We start from the raw sequence: 18,325 nt of genomic DNA on the forward strand, positions 1-18,325 counted from the left end.
GACCGGGGCGGTGTCAGCCCGAGCAGGCGATCCGCTGCGCCTGCTGCCAGGCGCACACCGGGCAGAGCGTGCTGCCCGGCTGGTCGGCGGACAGCTCGGTCGGCTCGCCGCACAGCACGCAGTCGGCGCGGGGCCCGGACGCCGCCGGGTCGTGCCGCAGCGCCGCCTCGGCGCTGCCGTCGGGGGCGAGTTCGCAGACCACCGTGGGCTCGTTCGTCGCGTTGTCGCTCATGCTGCCTTCCTACTCCGACGCTCCGCCCCGCCGCAAGACGGCCCCGGTGGTGGCCCCGGCGGCGGCACCGTTCCCGGCCCCGCTCCCGCTCCCGCTCCCGCTCCCGGCCGACTCGATCATGGTGGCGACCCCGTCCAGCAGCGGCTTCAGCCCGAAGGCGAAGAGCGCGTCCAGGTCCAGGTCGTAGCCGTCGCCGAGGCTGCCGGTCGTCCGCGCGAACACGGGGTGGCGCTCGCCGGTGACGATCGCCGTGAGGGCCGGGCCCTGACGGTCCATCCACTGGTCCTCGCTGAGACCGGTGCTCGCCTCGGCCTGCGCCTCCCGCTCCAGGTGGACGGCGATCCCCTGGACGTAGCTGTAGAGCAGGACGTGCAGGTCGAGCATCGTCGCGGCGTCGAGGCCGTGGCCGTCGAGTGCGGAGAGCGCCCACTCGGCGTGGTCCAGCAGGGCGGGAAGCATCAGCGGGCGGGTGAGCGCGCCGACCTGGGCGAGCCACGGATGGCGCCGGTAGATCCGCCACAGCATGTGCGCGCCGAGTTCCAGCCGCGCCCGCCAGTCCCCCGGCGGCCCGGCCGGGTACGACTCCTCCCCGAACGCGGCATCCGCCATCAGCAGCACCAGGTCGTCCTTGCTCGGGACGTACCGGTAGGGAGACATCGCGGCGACACCGAGCCGGGCCGCGACGCTGCGCATGGAGAGTGCGGCGAGCCCCTCGCGGTCGGCGATCTCCATGGCGGCCCGGACGATCCGCTCCGCGGTGAGTTCGACGGACGGCCCGGGAGTGGACGGTTCGGCGGGCGTCGGAACGCGTACACCCACCGCGGTGCCGGGCCGCGCAGCGGTGGCGGGCGCAGGGTCAGGGGAAGGGGCGGGGGCGGGGGCGGCTGCCACCACGGTGCCCACCCGGGGCCGGGTCTCGACCAGCCCCTCCAGCCGCAGCGTGGTGAGCACCTTGGTGGCCGTGGCCAACGCGACGTGCCACTCGCGGGCGATCCGCCGGGTCGAGGGCACCCGATCGCCCGGCGCGAGGGCACCCTCGGCGATCCGCGCGGCGATCTCGTCGGCGATGCGCCGGTACGGCGGCGCGGACCCGGGGGTGGCGGATCCGGGGATGGTGACAGGTCCGGGAACGGCGGTCCCGGGGGTGGCATGCGTGCGGCCGGCTCCGACTCCCTCGTGTGACACGGATCTCCTTCTGCGACGCCCGGAACTGTACTAGCTCAGACGCTACCAGGAGAGCTTCCCCGAAGTCCCCGGCTGCACTAGTTCAGAAGCGGGAAAACCGCACTTGGCAGGCCTGCATGTACGCCGTACATTCAGCGCCGCGTACAACGTACGGACCGGCGCGCGACACCGCGCGCGGACGGACAGCGAGGAGCGACCCATGAAGACCGTGCTCATCTCCGGCGGCGGCATCGCCGGCACCGCGCTCGCCGCACTGCTGAGCCGCCGGGGCTTCGCCCCCACGGTGGTCGAGCACGCCCCCGCACTGCGCGGCGGCGGACAGGCCGTCGACATCCGGGGCGCTGCACTGGAAGTGGCCGGGCGGCTGGGCGTGCTGGCACAGGCCCGCGCCCACCGGACCCGGATGCGGGGCATGTCCGTCCTGGACGGCGACGGCCGGGAGGTCCACCGCTCCACCGAGAGCACGATCAGCAGCGGGCGGCTCGACAGCGACGACATCGAGCTGCTCCGCGACGACCTCGTCCGGATCCTGCACGAGCGGGCAATCGCCGAGGGGAACACCCGGTTCCTGTTCGGCGACGGCGTCACGGCACTCGACCAGGACGAGGACGGCGTCCGGGCCCACTTCGAGCACGCCGCACCCCACCGGTACGACCTGGTCGTGGGTGCCGACGGCCTGCACTCCGCCGTGCGCCGGCTGACCTTCGGACCCGAGGAGCACTTCGCCCACCACCTCGGCATGCACCTGGCGATCTTCAGCTCGGACAACTTCCTCGGCCTGGAGGACTGGCAGCTGTGGCTGCGCGACGGCGAGGCCGGCTACGGCGTCTACCCGGTGCGGGACAACACCGAGCTGCGGATCACCTTCGGCTTCGGCGGCGAGCCGCTGCCGCACGGCCGACGCGGTCCGGAATCGCAGAAGGCGGTCGTCGCCGAGCGGATGGCGGCACTGCGCTGGGAGACCCCGAGGCTGCTGAAGGCACTGGCCGAGGCACCCGACTTCTACTGCGACACGATGACCCGGATCCGAATGGACCGCTGGTCGCACGGCCGGGTCGTCCTGCTCGGGGACGCGGGCTACTGCGCCTCCCCGCTGTCGGGCCAGGGCACCAGCCTCGCCCTCGTCGGCGCCCACGTCCTCGCCGACGCCCTCGCCCGCTCCGACGGCGACCACCGGGCCGCCTTCGCCTCGTACGAGGAACGGCTGCGCCCGTTCGTCGAGCTCAACCAGGCCCTGGCGACCGAGAATCCGGGCGGGCCGGCCGCCGAGGAGTCGGTGGAGCGGGCCAAGAGCGCGATCTCGCTCGACGGCTGACCGGCGCGGACGAGCGGCGGGCGACGCGGGCGGCGGGCAAGCGGCCCCGACAGCCAGGCACGGACAGGGGCACGACAAACAGATGTCAGAAGACGTTCGCTGAACTCTGTCATCTGAACTCTGTTCGCTGAACGTTGTTCGCCGAGCCCCGCCAGTCGGCCTCCGGCGCCCCGCGGGCCCGCAGCCCCCGGCAGCCCCCGGCAGCCCCTGGCAGTCCCCGACAGCCCCTGACAGCCCGCCGACCGGGCGGTCCCGGGCGGCGGCTACCGTGGCCGGCATGGCCACCGACCTCCACCGCCGCCTGCTTGCCGCCCGCGCCACCGCACCCTCGTACGCCGAGGTGGGGGCGACCAGGGGCGGGCGGTTGCCGGACGGCTACGCGCACCTGCGGCGCCGGGTGCACCTCGGGCGCGGGCCGGAGGTGCTGCAGCGGGCCGGGCGGTACGTGCGCGACTGGGGCAGCCAGACGGGCACCGGTTTCGCCGTCCACCCCGGCGGCCCGGCCCGGGACGGCGACACGGTGCTGTTGCGGCTGAGTCTGCCGGGCAGCCGGTGGCCACGGCTGGTGATCCCCTGCCGGGTCGTGTGGACGATGGACGAGCCGGACCGGGTCGGGTTCGCCTACGGAACGCTCCCCGGCCACCCCGAGTGCGGCGAGGAGGCGTTCCTGGTGTCGATGGACGCCGACGGCGAGGTGTGGTTCGAAGTCACCGCGTTCTCCCGGCTGTCCGCCTGGTACGCACGCCTGGGCCGCCCGGTCGCGCTGCTCTGCCAGCACCTGGCGATCGAGCGCTACCTGGCGGCGGTGGCCGCCCACGTCGGCCGGTAGCCGGTATCCGGTATCCGCGTCCGGCAGCCTGCACCCTGCAGCCGCCGGGACCGACCCGACGCCGACCCAGCCCGACGCCGACCCGAATCAGCCCCAGCCCGACGCCGACCCGGATCAGCCCAGGAAGGACAGCCGGACGGTACGGCGCGGATTGTCCCCGTTGGTGTCGACGAGCACCACGGACTGCCAGACGCCGAGCGCGAGTTGGCCGCCGAGCACCGGCAGCGTCGCGTGCGGGGCGACGAGGCCGGGCACCACGTGGTCCCGGCCGTGTCCGGGGCTGCCGTGCCGGTGGCGCCAGCGGTCGTCGGCCGGGAGCAGGTCGCGCAGGGTGGCAAGGAAGTCGTCGTCGCTGCCGGAGCCGGTCTCCAGGACGGCGATCCCGGCGGTCGCGTGCGGCACGAAGACGTTGAGCAGGCCGTCGCGCCCGGTGGCCCGCTCGTCCAGGAACGCCGCGCAGCGGTCGGTGATGTCGACCGCGACTTCGCGGCTGCCCGTGGTGATCTCGAAGGTGGTGGTCTGGAACCGGCCGGTCGGGGTGGAGTGGTTGTTGTCCGCCATGGCGCCATCCTGGCCCAGGTCAGGGGGTCGGGCCTACTGCCTCGCCGACTCGCCTTGCCAGGGAGGCAAACTCGCATAAGGTGAAAGGTTCAGACCACAGCGCGGGCTTCGGGACGCCCCGGAGCGACGGGCCGTCCGGACACGCCAATGACCCGGCGGACCGGACGGTCCACCGGGTCTGTTCCCGACCAGGGCGGGACGACGACCGACGACGGCTGGGGACGAACCCCTAGCCGCGCCCGCCGAAGAGGCTCCGACGCAGTCGACGCAGCGGCGTCAGCAGCGAGATCCTGGTGTGGCGACGACGGGTCGTCGGGGCCCCGGCGCCGCGAGGCGTCAGTTCCCTTATCAGCCCGAGCGCCTCGGCGGTGTCCACCGCCGGGAGCGCGGGCGCGCCGAGCACGGCCAGGTGTCGTTCGATCCGGCGGCCGGTCGTGCCGACACCGCACTGGATCGCCGGCACACGGGGCCGAGTCCGCACTTGCATGTGTTCCATCAGTTTTCCCACCCCTACGAGGCGCCAGGGCCGTGAGGCGAAGACTATCCGTGACAGACGGCCTTCGCGCAACCGTCCTTGGTGTTGTGCCACCGTACCGTGCGGCGCCAACTGACGATGCACCAGGGGCCACCCGGCCGATCACGACTAGGCATCAATGATGGTGCACGACCGGCCATCCGTCAGCAGTGCCCGGAAGTGCGGACCGGGTAACCGTCCGCGCCGTCCGCGCCCGGCGCACGTGGGGCGCTGCGGCGGCACCCGGCACGGCGTCGGCCGGAGCGCCCGCGCACACCCCCGCGACCTCCGCAGACGGACTCCCCATATAGGGGACAGCCGCCAGATCGACAAAGTGATCTTCGGGACGCCTCCGACCCCGCGTCGACACCGGTTCCCGAGCCGACGCCGAGCCGGCTCCGAGGCGACACCGTCGCCGGTTCCCGAGCCGACGCCGAGGCGGTTACCGTCGCCGCTTCGCAACCCGACGCCGCGAGCCGACCGTCGACCTCCACCCGCCCCGACGTGACCCGCGAGCCCCGGATCGCCACCCCTCGTCACCCATCGCCACCTCTCGTTACCGGACGCCACCGACCCCCGCCGATTCGACCCCCCTCACCCCCCGCCCGCTTGCTTTCATGAAGTGAACACATTCGAGGGATTGACTCCCGCCCCACCTCCAAGCAATATCTGATTGCACGCGCTGTGCCCGCACCGCACCCAGGCGCGTGTTCGATTGATGAAGAACTCCGGCTCCCGCGAGCCACTGCCCGGCCGCCTCGACGCTGCGGTGGCCAGGCTCGCGCGGTGCCCGGACCGGCGGTCGGCCGTCGAGGGTCGGCCGGACCGCCACCTGACTGCCGGTGCCGCCCCGCGAGGGGCCCGGCACCGGCGGTTCCGGGTCGGTCCGCCGCGGATCCCGCCGGCGAAATCCCGCCCGTCCCCGGCGAGACCGCTCGCACCGGACGTCCGCGCTGGTCGCGCCCGGTGGATCGGTAGACTCGGCCAGCGTGTCCCTCCTCCTCAGCATCGTGCTCCCGGTCCACGGCGTGGAGCGGTACCTGCCGCGCTGCCTCGACTCGATCCTCGGCGACACCCCCGCCCTGGAGTCCCGCTTCGAGGTCATCGCGGTCGACGACCTCTCCCCCGACGGCTCCGGCGCGATCCTGGACGCCTACGCGGTCCGCGACCCCCGGCTGCGGGTGATGCACCTCACCGAGAACCAGGGCCTCGGCGGCGCCCGCACCGCCGCCCTGCCGCAGGCCCGTGGCGAGTACGTCTGGTTCCTGGACAGCGACGACTGGCTGCCCGAGCGGACCGTCAGCGTGGTCCTCGACGAGCTGGCGCAGGAGCGCCGCCGCGAGACCCCCGCCGACGTGCTGATCACCGACTTCACCCACGTCTACCCGGACGGCGGGACGGAGTCCAACCCCTGGCGCCACGTGCTGACCGGCTCCCCGCTGGTCGAGGGCAGCACGCTGGCCGAGCACCCGGCACTGTTCCAGACCGTGATGTCGGTGTGGAACAAGGTGTTCCGGCGCGAGTTCCTGGACAGCCTCGGCGTCTCCTTCGGCCGCGGCTACTACGAGGACATCTCGGTCACCTACCCGGCGCTGCTGGCCGCCGAGCGGCTGCGCTACGTCGACCGGGCCTGCTACAACTACCGGCGCGGACGGGACGGTGCGATCACCGCCACATATTCCCCCAAGCACGCCGACGTCTTCGCGCAGTACGACGCGATCTTCGCCTTCCTGGACCGCCCGGACCGCCCCGGCAGACCCGTCCCGGAGTCGCTGCGCACGCTGGTCTTCGACCGGACCGTCCGCCAGGCGCTCAACGTCTACGACTCCCCCGGGCTGGTCCCCGCCGACCTGCGCCGGGACTTCTTCCAGCAGATCGCCCGGCACTTCGACCGGCACCGCCCGGTCGGCTACCGCTACCCCGGCGGGGTGCGCGGCGTGCAGTACCGGCTGGCCGCCCGCGGCGCCCGGATCGCGTACGCCGAGCTGCGCCGCACCGGCCGGCTTCCGCGCGAACTCAAGCGCGGGGCACGGGCGGTGGCGCCCGCGGTGAAGAAGGGGGTGCGCAGCGGCGCCCGGTTCACCGCGTACAACGCCTTCCGCCGGTTGCCGCTCGACGAGAACCTGGCGGTCTACGCCGCGTACTGGCACCGGGGCTACGCCTGCAGTCCGGCGGCGATCTACGAGAAGGCGAAGGAACTCACGCCGCGGATCCGGGGCGTGTGGGTGGTGGAGAACCGCCGGCAGGCCGGCACGCTGCCGCCCGGGGTGCCGTACGTGATCGTCAACACCCCCGCCTACCTCAAGGTGATGGCGACCGCCAAGTACTTCGTCAACAACGTCAACTTCCCGCGCACGATGGTCAAGCGGCCCGGCTCGGTGCACGTCCAGACCCAGCACGGCACCCCGCTCAAGACCATGGGCATGGACCTGCGCGACCGCCCCGAGGCGGCGGAGGGGATGGACTTCGACCTGCTCCAGGAGGCCGTCGACCGCTGGGACTTCCTGGTCTCCCCGAACCCGCACACCAGCGAGCACTTCGCCCGCGCCTTCCCCGGCCGGTACGAGATGCTCGACACCGGCTACCCGCGCAACGACCGGCTGGCCGACGCGTCCCCGGACGAGGTGCGCGCGGTGCGCGAGCGACTGGGGCTGCGGCCGGGCACCAGGGCCGTGCTGTACGCGCCGACCCACCGCGGCGGCAAGGGCGGCTACGTGCCCCTGCTGGACGTGGCCGAGCTGGCCGGGCGGCTGGGCCCGGACTTCACGCTGCTGGTGCGCACGCACTACTTCCACACCGGCGGACCGGGCGATCTGGCGGCCGACGGGGACGCGGCACGGATCGTGGACGTCTCGGCGCACCCGACCGTCGAGGACCTCTACCTCGCAGCGGACGTGCTGGTGACGGACTACTCGTCGATGATGTTCGACTACGCGGTGCTGGACCGGCCGGTGGTGGTCTTCGCCCCGGACTGGGAGGAGTACCAGCGGGAGCGCGGCGTCTACTTCGACCTGTTCGCGGAGCCGCCGGGAGCGGTCACGGAGACTGCGGGGGAACTGGTGCGGGCACTGCTGGCGGGCGATCCGGCACCGGGGGCGCGGGCGCGGTTCCGGGCGAAGTTCTGCGTCTGGGACGACGGCGGCGCGGCGGACCGGGTGGTGCGCCGGGTGTTCCCGGTGACCGACGGGCGGTAGGGCCCCACGGGACGTCACTGGGCGGCCCGGGGCACACGGGACGCGACGGGGCGGCACGGGGGACGGCGGAGCGGCCCTGGCGCGGAGAAGCGACGGGGCGGCCCGGGGCACGGGGGACGGCGGGTCCGCCGGGCGGGGCCGGTGCCGCCGGTACGGCGACCGGCCCCGTCGGCACGCGGGCTCAGCGCCGGCGCGCGGCCAGGAACTCGTCGAAGGTCAGGACGCCGTCGTGGTTGGTGTCCATGCTGTGGATCAGGGCCTCGGCCATCGAGAGGGTGACGTCGTGGTCGCCCATCTCGTTCGCGGCGAGCGCGTACTCGGCCGGGGTGATCTTGCCGTCGCCGTCCTTGTCGAAGCGGTCGAAAAAGGCCTTGATCGCCTCGGTGGTCTCCATCGTGCCCTCCTGGGTACTGCGGGGTGTTGCTCGGTTCGGACGGCCGTACCCTACCTGTCCGTGGTGTGCACCACGGTCGGCGGGAGTGGACGGGCGCGGGGGTGGGTGTCGTAGTCTGCGGATCTGATTGCGGGCCCGGGCACCTCCCGGGCGGTCGTTCGTCCAGGGAGGGAATCGTGCTCGACCTCGTCACCAAGCTGGTGCTGAAACCGGTTTCGCGGGGAATCTGGCGCCCGGTCATCGAGGGGGTCGAGAACGTACCGCGCAAGGGCGGGGTCATCCTGGCCAGCAACCACCTGTCCTTCATCGACAGCGTGGTGATCCCGCTGACCTCGCCGCGCCGGGTCCACTTCCTCGCCAAGGCCGAGTACTTCACCGGCCCCGGGCTCAAGGGCAAGCTCTCCAAGGGCTTCTTCGAGGCGATCGGCGCGGTGCCCGTCGAGCGCGGCACCTACCGTTCCGCTCAGGCCTCGCTGGAGTCGGCGCTGGAGATCCTGGAGGACGGCAAGGCCTTCGGCATCTACCCCGAGGGCACCCGCTCGCTGGACGGCCGCCTCTACCGGGGCAAGACGGGCGTCGCCTGGCTCGCGCTGACCGCGGGCGTGCCGGTGGTACCGGTGGCGCTGGAGGGGCCGGAGCAGATCCTGCCGGTGGGCAAGCGGGTGCCGCGACTGGAGAAGGTGACGGTCCGCTTCGGCGAGCCGCTGCACTTCGACGAGCTGCACGGGCAGGCCCGCTCGCTGAAGGCCCGTCGGCAGGTGACCGACGAGGTGATGGCGGCGATCCAGCGACTCTCCGGCCAGGAGGTCGCGGAGACCTACAACGAGGTGCCGAAGGCGGCCTGACCGCCTGGGGTCGCCCCTGTCCGAGGGGTCCACGCCCGGGCACGGGTTCACGGCCGTGCACGGGCCCACATCCGCTCGAAGGCTTCACACCGGGGTGGGGTTCGCACCCGGGCTGGGGTTCGCACCCGGGCCGGGCTTCACACCCGGTCGAGGGCGGCCTCCGGCAGGACGGCCTCCGGCAGCGCGGCCGCTTCCGGTACTTCCCGGCGCAGCAGGGCCGCGTACCGGCCGTCCAGCGCCACCAGCTCGTCGTGGGTGCCCAGTTCGACCACCTCGCCGTGGTCCAGGACGGCGATCTGGTCGGCGGCGCGGACGGTGGAGAGCCGGTGCGCGATGGTGATGGTGGTGCGGCCGGCGGACAGGGCGTCCACGGCCTGCTGGACGGCGCGCTCGGTGCGGTTGTCGAGCGCGCTGGTGGCCTCGTCGAGGATGAGCACCGGCGGGTTGCGCAGGATCGTCCGGGCAAGCGCGAGGCGCTGCTTCTCACCGCCGGAGAAGCGGTAGCCGCGTTCGCCGACCATGGTGTCGTAGCCGTCCGGCAGGGCAGCGATGGTGTCGTGGACCTGTGCGGCCCGGGCGGCCTCGACCAGTTCGGCGTCGGTGGCGCCCGGCTTGGCGAAGCGCAGGTTCTCGGCGACCGAGGCGTGGAAGAGGTAGGTCTCCTGGGAGACCACGCCGACCGAGCGGGCCAGGGTGTCGAAGGAGAGCTCGCGGACGTCGACGCCGTCCAGGGTGACCCGGCCGCCGGTGACGTCGTACAGCCGCGGGACGAGGTAGCTGAGGGTGGTCTTGCCCGAGCCGGTCTCGCCGACCACGGCCAGTGAGCTCCCGGCCGGGACCGTGAGGTCGAGGCCGGAGAGGGTCGGACGCTCCTGGGCCGGGTCGTAGCGGAAGTCGACGCGCTCGAAGCGGACCTCGCCGCGCGGCTCGGCCAGCGTGACCGGCGCGGCCGGCTCGGCGATCTCCACCGGGAGGTCGAGGTACTCGAAGATGCGTTGGAAGAGCGCGAGCGAGGTCTGCACGTCGACGCCGGTGGACAGCAGGCTCACGGTGGGGCGGAAGAGGCCCTGCTGGAGGGTGACGAAGGCGACCAGGGTGCCGACCGACACGATCGGGGCGCCGGCGGCGGAGGTCAGGCCGGCCGCCCAGTAGATCAGCGCGGGCATCGCGGCCATCACGATCTGGATGGTGTTCATCCGCCAGCGCCCGGCCATGCCGGCCCGGACCTCCAGGTCGGCGAGCCGGTCGGACTGCTCGGTGAAGTCGCGGGCCAGTGAGTCGGAGCGGCCCATCGTGCGGCCGAGCAGGATGCCGCTGACCGACAGCGACTCCTGGACCGCCGAGCTCATCACGGCCAGCTGCTTCTGCCGCTCGGTGGTGATCTTCTTGCGTTCCCTGCCGACCCTGCGGCTGATCCAGACGAACAGCGGGAGCAGGAACAGGGAGACGACGGTGAGTCGCCAGTCCAGGGCGAGCATGGCGACGACGGAGGCGACCACCGCGGTGAGGTTGGACACCAGGCTGGTCGCGGTGGAGGTCACCGTGGACTGCATGCCCCCGATGTCGTTGGCGATCCGGGACTGCACCTCGCCGGTGCGGGTGCGGGTGAAGAACGCCAGCGACTGCCGCTGCAGGTGCCCGTAGACGGCGGTGCGCAGGTCGTGCATCACGCGCTGGCCGACGGTGGTGGAGACCAGCGTCTGCAGGACGTTGAAGACGCTGTTCACCACGGCGGTGAGGATCATCCCGAGTGCGAGCAGGCTGAGCAGCCCGGTGCGGCCCTGCGGGATGGCGGTGTCCAGGACGGCCTTCAGCAGGAACGGCGAGACCACCGAGACCACGGCGGAGGCGGCGACCAGCAGCCCGACGGTGGTCAGGCGGCCCCGGTACGGGCGGAAGAGCGCGAGGATGCGCCGCCACTGTGCGGGCGGGCGGGGCTCGCCCTCGGCGCGGGCGGGCGGGGTCCAGTTGACGGCGGGCCTCAAAGGCGGGCCTCCAGGGTCGGGACGCGCGCCGGGGGCGCGACGACGGGTGGCACGGCGGTCGGATGAACGCCAGCATAGCGAGCGTAGCTCATAGTTAGGCAAGCTAATAGTGAGGGTTACCCTATTCCCCGCCGCCCAGCGACCCCGCAGCCCCGCAGCCCCGCAGCCCCGCCCGCCATACGCCGCCGCCCGCCCGCCGCCCGCCGCCCGCCGCCCGCCGCCGCGAGCCTCAGTTCGTCCGGTAGGTGCGCGCCGCCTTCGAGGAGAGCCCGCCCAGCCCGCCCGGCGGCAGCAGCCGGGCGATCGCGACCGCGACCTTGTACCGCTTGCTCGGCACGGACACCGACCGGCCGCGGGCCAGGTCGCGCATCGCCTCGTCCACGACCCGGTCGACGGAGAGCCAGGACCAGGCCGGGATGTTGCCCGTGCCCATGCCCGCCCGCTCGTGGAACTCGGTCCGGGTGAAACCCGGGCACAGCGCCATCATCCGCACGCCCGTGCCGCCCAGGTCGCGCAGCACGCCCTGGGTGAAGCTGACCACCCAGGCCTTGCTCGCCCCGTACGTCCCGCGCGGCAGGAAGGCCGCCACCGAGGCGACATTCACGATCGCACCCCGGCGGCGCTCGCGCATGCCGGGCAGTGCGGCCGTCGTCAGCCGCAGGATCGCCTCGACGTGCACCTTCAGCATGTCCAGCTCGTCCTGCAGCGGGACGGTTCCGAACGCGCCCTTGTTGCCGAACCCGGCGTTGTTGATCAGGAGGTCCACCGGACGGGCGGGGTCGGCCAGCCGGGCCTCGACGGCCCCGATGCCGTCGTCGGTCGCGAGGTCCGCGGTCAGCACCTCCGCCTCGACGCCGAACTTGCCGTGCAGGTCGGCGGCGGCGCGTTCCAGGCGCTCGGTGTCCCGCGCCACCAGGACGAGCTGGTAGCCGCTGCGGGCGAGCCGGCGGGCGAACGCGGCTCCGATGCCGGCGGTCGCGCCGGTGATCAAGGCTGTGGTCATGCCCCCGACCGTACCCACTCGCCGCTGTCGAGCCCACACCGAGTGCAACGCCCCAGTTCAGGACGCTGCGGATACAGGTACTCGATCGTGCTCGTAGTGTCGGACGGGGGCACCGCCGGACCTGGCGGTGAAATCCAGACGAGGAGGCACATCTGACGCTTACTCAGTTCCGGACCGAATCGGTTTCGACGTCACGCAGCGCGACGTCGGCCGAAGCCGGCCTTGGCCAGCGACCGCTCTGGCTTTGGGAGCGGCCGCTCCGCTCCTCAGGCAGCGACCGCTTTGGCGCGGTCGGCGGCGATGTGCACGGCCAGCCCGGCGAGGACGGTGCCCATCACGTAGCGCTGGACGCGCAGCCAGGCCGGACGACGGTTGAGGAAGGAGGCGATGCCGCCCGCGCTCATCGCGATCAGTCCGTTGACGGTGATCGCGATCACGATCTGGATCAGCCCCAGCAGCAGGCTCTGCAGCGCCACGTGACCGCGCTCCGGCACCACGAACTGGGGCAGCAGCGAGATGTACATGATGGCGATCTTCGGGTTGAGCAGGCAGGTCAGGAACCCCATCGCGAACAGGCGGCGCGGAGGGTCCGGCGGCAGTTCCTGCGGGGCGAACACCGCCGTGCCTCCCGGCTTGACCGCCTTCCAGGCCAGCCAGAGCAGATAGCCGGCACCGGCCAGCTTGATCGCGGTGTAGAGGGCCGGCACCACCGAGAACACCGCGGCCACCCCCGCCGTCACCGCGACGAGGTAGACCAGGAAACCGGTCGCGACCCCCAGCAGCGAGATCAGCCCGGCACGGCGGCCCTGCGCGATCGAGCGCGACACCAGGTAGATCATGTTCGGCCCCGGCGACAACACCATGCCCAGTGCCACGGCGGCGATCCCGAGCACGGCGTGACCGTCCACAGCGGTTGTCAACGTGTCCATGCGAGGAGGCTAGGCCGGGCGATCAGCTCGGCGCAATGACGACTTTGTGCTCGGTGCAATGATGGCGGGGCGCGTCGTGTGTGATGCGGGGCGCCGGACGCGGGGTGCAGGGCGCGGGGGTGCAGGACGCGGGATGCCGGGCGCGGGGCGCGCAAGGCATACCCGGACACGCAGGAGACGGAGGGATCGACGCCGATGGACGACTACCGCCAGATCGCCGACCAGGTCGCCGCCGACATCGCCGCCGGGCGGCTGCGGCCCGGCCGGCAACTGCCCACCCAGCGCGCCTTCGCCCGCAGCCGGGGCATCGCCGCCTCGACGGCGGGACGGGTCTACCGGGAACTGGGCCGCCGCGGCCTGACCGTCGGAGAGGTCGGACGCGGGACCTTCGTCCGGGCCGGGCACGACCCGGACGGCGGGCGGGTCGCGCTCGCCGAACCGGCCGCCACACCGGTGGACCTGGAGCTCAACTACCCCGTCGTCCCCGGGCAGGCCCGGCTGCTGGCGGGCGGGCTGACTCCCCTGCTGCGCGCGGACGCGCTCGGCGACGCGCTGCGGCCGGTCGGCGCGGCCGGGACGGACGCGGCACGGCACGCCTTCGCGGACCTGCTCCCGACTGGCACCCGGGCGGCCGGCGGCCCTGACCTGCTCTTCGCGGGCAACGGGCGGCAGGCCATCGCGGGGGCGCTCGCCGCGCTGGTCCCGCCGGGGCAACGGCTGGGGGTCGAGGAGCTGACCTATCCGGTGGTCAAGGCGACGGCGGAACGGCTGGGCATCAGGCTGGTGCCACTGGCGGTGGACGACCACGGACTGCTGCCGGACGCCGTCGCCGTCGCCCACCGGGCGGCGCCACTGCGCGCCGTGTACGTGCAGCCCCGGCTGCAGAACCCGCTCGGCGTGAGCCTGCCGCACGAGCGGGCGGTTGCCCTCGCGGAGGAGCTGCGGCGACTCGACCTGCCGGTGGTCGAGGACGCCGTCTGGTCCTTCCTGTGCCCCGGGTCGACCCCGCTGGCCGCGCTCGCACCGGAGCGCACCGTCCTCGTCGACAGTCTCTCCAAGCGGCTCGCACCTGGTCTGACCACCGGGTTCGCGGCCGTGCCGGCCGGGCTGCGCGAACAGGTGGCGGGCGCGTTGCGGTCGGGCGGCTGGACGCCCAACGGGTTCGCGCTGGAGGCGGCGGTGCGCTGGATCGGGGACGGCACGCTGGTCGCCGTCGAGGCGGCGAAGCGGGCCGACGCGGCGGCCCGGCAGAGGCTGGCGCGCGAGGTGCTGGCGGGGCAGGGACTGCGGGCCGACCCGTGTTCGTACTACCTGTGGTGGGAACTGCCGGGCGGCCGGCGGGCCGAGACATTCGTCGCGGCGGCGGCGCGCGCCGGGATCGCGGTCACGCCCGCGACGGCGTTCGCCGTGGATCCGCGGCGCTCGCCGTCCGCCGTCCGGGTCGGGTTGGCCTCGCCGCCGCTGCCGGTACTGGCGCAAGCCCTTGAAACGCTGGCACGGATCGCGGGCGAGAGCGAGGGCGAGGGAGTCGACGACGGCGAGGGAGCGGACGACGGCGGGCGGCGAACAGATAGCAGATGACAGCTGACAGCTTTCGAAATCTGTCAGCTGTCATCTGTCACTTGTCGCCTGCCGCCTGCCGCCTGCCGCCTGTCAGTTGTCAGCGGCTGGTTGGCCGCAGTCAGCCGTCCGCGTCAGCCGTCGCCTCGGCTGTCCGACCCACGTCGGCTCCCCCGAGCCTCGGTGTCCGCCGCACCCCCGGCGCCGACGGCGCGCAGGCGGTCGGCGGCGGTGGCGGCGAGCTGCGGGGCGAGCCGGGCCACGTCCCGGGAGCCGACCACCGCGATCAGGCTCGGCAGCAGCCAGCGGACCGGCTGCATGCCCCGAAGCCAGGCCTGGGCGTAGACGTGGGCCGACCGGCGGGCGATGCCCGCCACGATCCGGTCCACTGCGGGCTCCAGCGGGTACGTCTTGTTCGCCGGCCACGGCAGCCGCGACCGCATCTGCTTCAGCACGGCGTCCTCGTCGGCCCCGCGCACCATGTCGGTGTCGGTCCAACTCAGGTATCCGACGCCGACCTTCACACCCCGGTAGGCGACCTCGGCGCGGATCGAGTGGGCGAAGGCCTCCACCCCGGACTTGCTGGCGCAGTACGCGCTCATCAGCGGTGCCGGTGTCAGCGCCGCGAGCGAGGCGATCTGCAGCAGGTACCCACGGCTCTCGGTGAGGGCCGGCAGGAAGGCCCGCGCGGTGGCGACGCTGCCGAGCAGGTTCACCTCGATGACCCGGCTGAACGCCCGGTGGTCGCTGTCCGTCAGCGGCCCGCCGAGCGCGATCCCGGCGTTGGCGACGACGGTGTCGATCCGCCCGTAGTGCTCCTTGACCCGTCGGGCGGTGTCCTCCAGCGCGTCGAGGTCGGTGACGTCCACCTCCCAACTGGTCGCGTCCGGGCCGCACTGGGCGGCGACGGCCTTCAGCTCCTCCGGCTCCAGCCCCAGCAGGGCGACCTTGGCCCCGCGCCGGGCGAGCTTGCGGGCGAGCGACGCGCCGACCCCGCGGGCGGCCCCGGTGACGACGACGACCTGCGCGGACAGTGACGGGATGGCGGTCATGCGACGGCGGTCCTCTCATCGGCGGGTTCATCGGCGGACTCGGGGCGATCAGCGGAGCCGGCGCCGCCGACCAGGTGCGCGGCGGCCATCCGGTGGATCTCGGCGGCGACCTCCGCCGGGCGCTCCAGCGGCGACATGTGGCCGACCCCGGGCAGCAGCAACAGCCCCTGCGGGTCAGCCAGTTCGGCGACCATCCGGTGCGCGTGCACCGGCGGGGTCAGCCGGTCGGCGGTGCCGACCACGACCGCGGTGGGCGCGGCAAGCCGGGCCAGTCCGGCGCGAACGTCCAGCCGGTCGAGCACCGCGGCCCAGTTGGCGCGTACGACGGTCGGGCAGGCGTGCACGATCCGGGCCGTGGCCTCCACCTGCCCGGCGGGCGAACCCGGCCCCATGGTGGCGTACTTGAGCGCGACCCGGCTGACCGGCGAGACCGGTCCGAGCGGCAGCCGGGAGCGGAGCAGCTGCCGGTGCAGGAAGCGGCGCAGACCCGGGGAGCGGACGCCCGGGGGCAACACGGTGAGTTCGGCCACCAGGTCGGCCGGACCGGTGGAGATCAGGATCGCGGCTGCGGTGCGGTCGGCGACCTCGGGGCGGCCGCCGGCGGCCATGATGGTCATCCCGCCCATGCTGTGTCCGGCCAGCACGGCCCGCTCCCCCGCCGGAACGGTCCGGGCGAGTACCGCGGACAGGTCCTCGGCGAGCGCCCTGGTCGAGTAGCGGGCCCGGCTCGGCGGGATCTCGCTGTGACCGTGGCCGCGCTGGTCGTAGGCCACCACCCGGTAGCGGTCGGAGAGTTCGCGGATCACCGGGGCCCAGAACGTGGTGGAACAGGTCCAGCCGTGCGCCAGCACCACGGTGGGTGCGCCGGGTTGGCCGTGCACCTCGACGTGCAGCCGGATGCCGTCCGCCGACCGTACGCTCAACTCCTCAGCGGGTACCGGAGGTTCGTAATCGGCAGGCAGATGGACGGCGCTCACGCGGAGACCTCCTGGACGGTGCGGGTGGCGGCCGGTGCGGCGCGCATGATCAGCTCGTACTCGCCGAGGTCCACCTTGCGGGTCGCGCGGCGGAACGAGGTGGTGGAGCCGGGCCAGAGCACGGTGTTCCTGCCACTCGGGTCGAGGTACCAGCTGCGGCAGCCACCGGTGGTCCAGACGGTGCGGTCCATCCGGTGCTGCAGTTCGAGGTTCCACTGCCGTTGGGCGCGCGCGGTCGGCTGCATCGCGGCGGCACCGATCGAGCCGAGCATGGTCAACGCGTCGATCATGTAGTTCAGTTGGGACTCGATCATGAGGATCATCGAGCTGTTGCCGAGGCCGGTGTTGGGCCCGATGACGAAGAAGAGGTTCGGGAAGCCGCGCACGGTCGAACCGCGCAGCGCCTCCATGCCGCCCTTCCACTCCTCGGCCAGACTGGTGCCGTTGACGCCGAACACTCGGTCACCGATGGGCATGTCGGTGACGTGGAAGCCGGTGCCGAAGACGATGGCGTCCACCTCGTGCTCGCTGCCGTCGGCCGCGACCAGGGTGGAGCCGCGCAGTTCGCGCAGGCCGGAGGCGACGACCTCGGTGTTGGCAGCGGAGAGCGCCGGGTAGTAGGTGTTGCTGAGCAAGATGCGCTTGCAGCCGATCCGGTAGTCCGGGGTCAGCCTGGCGCGCAGCGCCGGGTCGGCGACTCCCTGCGCGATGTGGCGTTCGGCGAGCTGCTGGACCAGGCGCAGCATCCCGGGGCGGCGGACGAAGGCGTCGACCTGGAGCTCGCGGAGGGCGAACAGGGTGCCACGGCGGACCTTCGCCGTGACCGGCAGGCGGCCGTGCAGCCACTTCTCCAGCTGGGTGATCTCGCGGTCGCGGCGCGGCAGGACCCACGCCGGGGTGCGCTGGAAGACGGTCAGCTTGCCGACCTCGGGCTGGATCGACGGGATGATCTGGGCGGCGGAGGCGCCGGTGCCCACCATGGCGACGCGCTTGCCGGTCAGGTCGAAGTCGTGGTCCCAGCGGGAGGAGTGGAAGACCTTGCCGGGGAAGCCGCTCAGCCCGGGCAGGTCGGGGACCTGCGGGTCGGCGAGCGGCCCGGCGGCGGAGACGACGGCGTCGGCGGTCCACTGACCGGCCGAGGTGGTGATCCGCCAGCGGGTCTCCTCGCTCTCCCACCGCGCCTCCAGCACCTCCGCGTTGAAGCGCAGGTGGGGGCGGAGGCCGAAGACCGTCGCGACCTTCTCCAGGTAGGCGCGGATGTCCGGCTGGCCCGAGAAGCTGCGCGGCCAGTCGGGGTTGGGGGCGAAGGAGAAGGAGTAGAGATGCGAGGGTACGTCGCAGGCGCAGCCGGGGTAGCTGTTGTCGCGCCAGGTGCCGCCGACGGAGTCCGCGCGTTCCAGGACCACGAAGTCGGTGATCCCGGCGCGCCGCAGCCGGACCGCCGCACCGAGCCCGCCGAAGCCGGAGCCGATCACCGCCACCCGGACGTGCGGCACGGTCTCCGCCGCCACGCGGGCGCCGGTCGCGGCCGCCGCTTCGGGCGTGCCGCCGGCGTCGGGGGCACCGGGGGTGCCGGAGGTGCCGGAGCCGTCGGCTGCGCCGGGCGTGTCGGGCCCGCCGGCCGTGCCGGAGCGGGGGCGCTTGCTGCTGGATGCCATGCGGCCTCCTCCTGAGGGTGGGCGGTGGTCGTCGCGCTCTCCGGGGACCCCGCCCCCGGACCCTGCCAATCGCGCCAGTAATCACTGGCATG

At 73.2% G+C, this 18,325-nt stretch carries 16 protein-coding genes; 5 read left to right on the forward strand and 11 right to left on the reverse strand.

The genetic code is table 11. The features are described 5' to 3' along the window. Positions 1 to 13: 13 nt before the first annotated feature. Both AB0D10_RS03250 and AB0D10_RS03255 read right to left on the reverse strand, forming a co-directional pair. Positions 14 to 232: a hypothetical protein gene (locus AB0D10_RS03250; protein ID WP_360250351.1), complete on the reverse strand. Its 219-nt coding sequence runs from the start codon at positions 230 to 232 to the stop codon at positions 14 to 16. A gap of 9 nt (positions 233 to 241) precedes the next feature. Continuing rightward, complete coding sequence (locus AB0D10_RS03255; protein WP_360250674.1) at positions 242 to 1,345, reverse strand: TetR/AcrR family transcriptional regulator C-terminal domain-containing protein; 1,104 nt, start codon at positions 1,343 to 1,345, stop codon at positions 242 to 244. Positions 1,346 to 1,616: 271 nt separating this feature from the next. Between AB0D10_RS03255 and AB0D10_RS03260 the strand changes: the two genes are divergently transcribed. Both AB0D10_RS03260 and AB0D10_RS03265 read left to right on the forward strand, forming a co-directional pair. After that, positions 1,617 to 2,732, forward strand: a complete 1,116-nt coding sequence (locus AB0D10_RS03260) for an FAD-dependent monooxygenase (protein ID WP_360250354.1) — start codon at positions 1,617 to 1,619, stop codon at positions 2,730 to 2,732. Positions 2,733 to 3,009: 277 nt separating this feature from the next. Beyond that, positions 3,010 to 3,561, forward strand: coding sequence for a DUF1990 domain-containing protein (locus tag AB0D10_RS03265; RefSeq protein ID WP_360250357.1), 552 nt, complete (start codon positions 3,010 to 3,012; stop codon positions 3,559 to 3,561). A 114-nt stretch (positions 3,562 to 3,675) separates the two neighbouring features. On the opposite strand, the gene AB0D10_RS03270 is transcribed toward AB0D10_RS03265, so the two are convergent. Together AB0D10_RS03270 and AB0D10_RS03275 are read right to left on the reverse strand one after the other, a co-directional pair. Beyond that, the gene (locus tag AB0D10_RS03270) at positions 3,676 to 4,122 is read right to left on the reverse strand and encodes a YjbQ family protein (protein ID WP_360250360.1); all 447 of its coding nucleotides are present in this window, start codon (positions 4,120 to 4,122) and stop codon (positions 3,676 to 3,678) included. Between the two features lie 229 nt (positions 4,123 to 4,351). After that, positions 4,352 to 4,618, reverse strand: coding sequence for a hypothetical protein (locus tag AB0D10_RS03275; RefSeq protein ID WP_360250363.1), 267 nt, complete (start codon positions 4,616 to 4,618; stop codon positions 4,352 to 4,354). A gap of 1,007 nt (positions 4,619 to 5,625) precedes the next feature. Between AB0D10_RS03275 and AB0D10_RS03280 the strand changes: the two genes are divergently transcribed. Beyond that, positions 5,626 to 7,830: a bifunctional glycosyltransferase family 2 protein/CDP-glycerol:glycerophosphate glycerophosphotransferase gene (locus tag AB0D10_RS03280; RefSeq protein WP_360250366.1), complete on the forward strand. Its 2,205-nt coding sequence runs from the start codon at positions 5,626 to 5,628 to the stop codon at positions 7,828 to 7,830. Positions 7,831 to 8,011: 181 nt separating this feature from the next. Here AB0D10_RS03280 and AB0D10_RS03285 read toward each other — a convergent pair whose 3' ends face one another. Beyond that, complete coding sequence (locus AB0D10_RS03285) at positions 8,012 to 8,224, reverse strand: EF-hand domain-containing protein (RefSeq protein ID WP_360250369.1); 213 nt, start codon at positions 8,222 to 8,224, stop codon at positions 8,012 to 8,014. Positions 8,225 to 8,400: 176 nt separating this feature from the next. Here AB0D10_RS03285 and AB0D10_RS03290 point away from each other — a divergent pair, with 176 nt between their 5' ends. Beyond that, a complete protein-coding gene (locus AB0D10_RS03290) occupies positions 8,401 to 9,069 on the forward strand; it encodes a lysophospholipid acyltransferase family protein (protein ID WP_360250372.1) in 669 nt (222 codons plus the stop codon). Positions 9,070 to 9,206: 137 nt separating this feature from the next. On the opposite strand, the gene AB0D10_RS03295 is transcribed toward AB0D10_RS03290, so the two are convergent. From AB0D10_RS03295 to AB0D10_RS03305, 3 genes are all read right to left on the reverse strand, one after another. After that, entirely contained in the window at positions 9,207 to 11,054 is a 1,848-nt protein-coding gene (locus AB0D10_RS03295) for an ABC transporter ATP-binding protein (protein ID WP_360250375.1), read from the reverse strand. A 229-nt stretch (positions 11,055 to 11,283) separates the two neighbouring features. Then, the gene (locus AB0D10_RS03300; protein WP_360250379.1) at positions 11,284 to 12,057 is read right to left on the reverse strand and encodes an SDR family oxidoreductase; all 774 of its coding nucleotides are present in this window, start codon (positions 12,055 to 12,057) and stop codon (positions 11,284 to 11,286) included. A 266-nt stretch (positions 12,058 to 12,323) separates the two neighbouring features. Continuing rightward, the gene (locus AB0D10_RS03305; RefSeq protein ID WP_360250382.1) at positions 12,324 to 12,986 is read right to left on the reverse strand and encodes a LysE family translocator; all 663 of its coding nucleotides are present in this window, start codon (positions 12,984 to 12,986) and stop codon (positions 12,324 to 12,326) included. A gap of 195 nt (positions 12,987 to 13,181) precedes the next feature. On the opposite strand from AB0D10_RS03305, the gene AB0D10_RS03310 reads away from it, so the two are divergent. Next, positions 13,182 to 14,567 (forward strand): PLP-dependent aminotransferase family protein, encoded by a 1,386-nt coding sequence (locus AB0D10_RS03310; RefSeq protein WP_360250385.1) that lies wholly within the window; start codon positions 13,182 to 13,184, stop codon positions 14,565 to 14,567. 113 nt (positions 14,568 to 14,680) lie between these two features. Here the strand turns inward: AB0D10_RS03310 and AB0D10_RS03315 are convergent, their stop codons facing one another. The 3 genes from AB0D10_RS03315 to AB0D10_RS03325 are packed head-to-tail and all read right to left on the reverse strand — an operon-like array spanning position 14,681 to position 18,233. Further along, positions 14,681 to 15,598 (reverse strand): SDR family oxidoreductase, encoded by a 918-nt coding sequence (locus AB0D10_RS03315; protein ID WP_360250388.1) that lies wholly within the window; start codon positions 15,596 to 15,598, stop codon positions 14,681 to 14,683. Next, positions 15,595 to 16,521, reverse strand: coding sequence for an alpha/beta hydrolase (locus tag AB0D10_RS03320; protein ID WP_360250391.1), 927 nt, complete (start codon positions 16,519 to 16,521; stop codon positions 15,595 to 15,597). Before AB0D10_RS03320 ends, AB0D10_RS03315 begins: the two co-directional genes overlap by 4 nt. Positions 16,522 to 16,571: 50 nt before the next feature. Next, positions 16,572 to 18,233 carry an NAD(P)/FAD-dependent oxidoreductase gene (locus AB0D10_RS03325; RefSeq protein WP_360250394.1) on the reverse strand — a complete coding sequence of 554 codons (1,662 nt, stop codon included), beginning with the start codon at positions 18,231 to 18,233 and terminating at the stop codon, positions 16,572 to 16,574. Positions 18,234 to 18,325: the final 92 nt, after the last annotated feature.

The sequence above is a fragment of the Kitasatospora sp. NPDC048545 genome, assembly GCF_040651155.1.
Lineage (GTDB): Bacteria > Actinomycetota > Actinomycetes > Streptomycetales > Streptomycetaceae > Kitasatospora.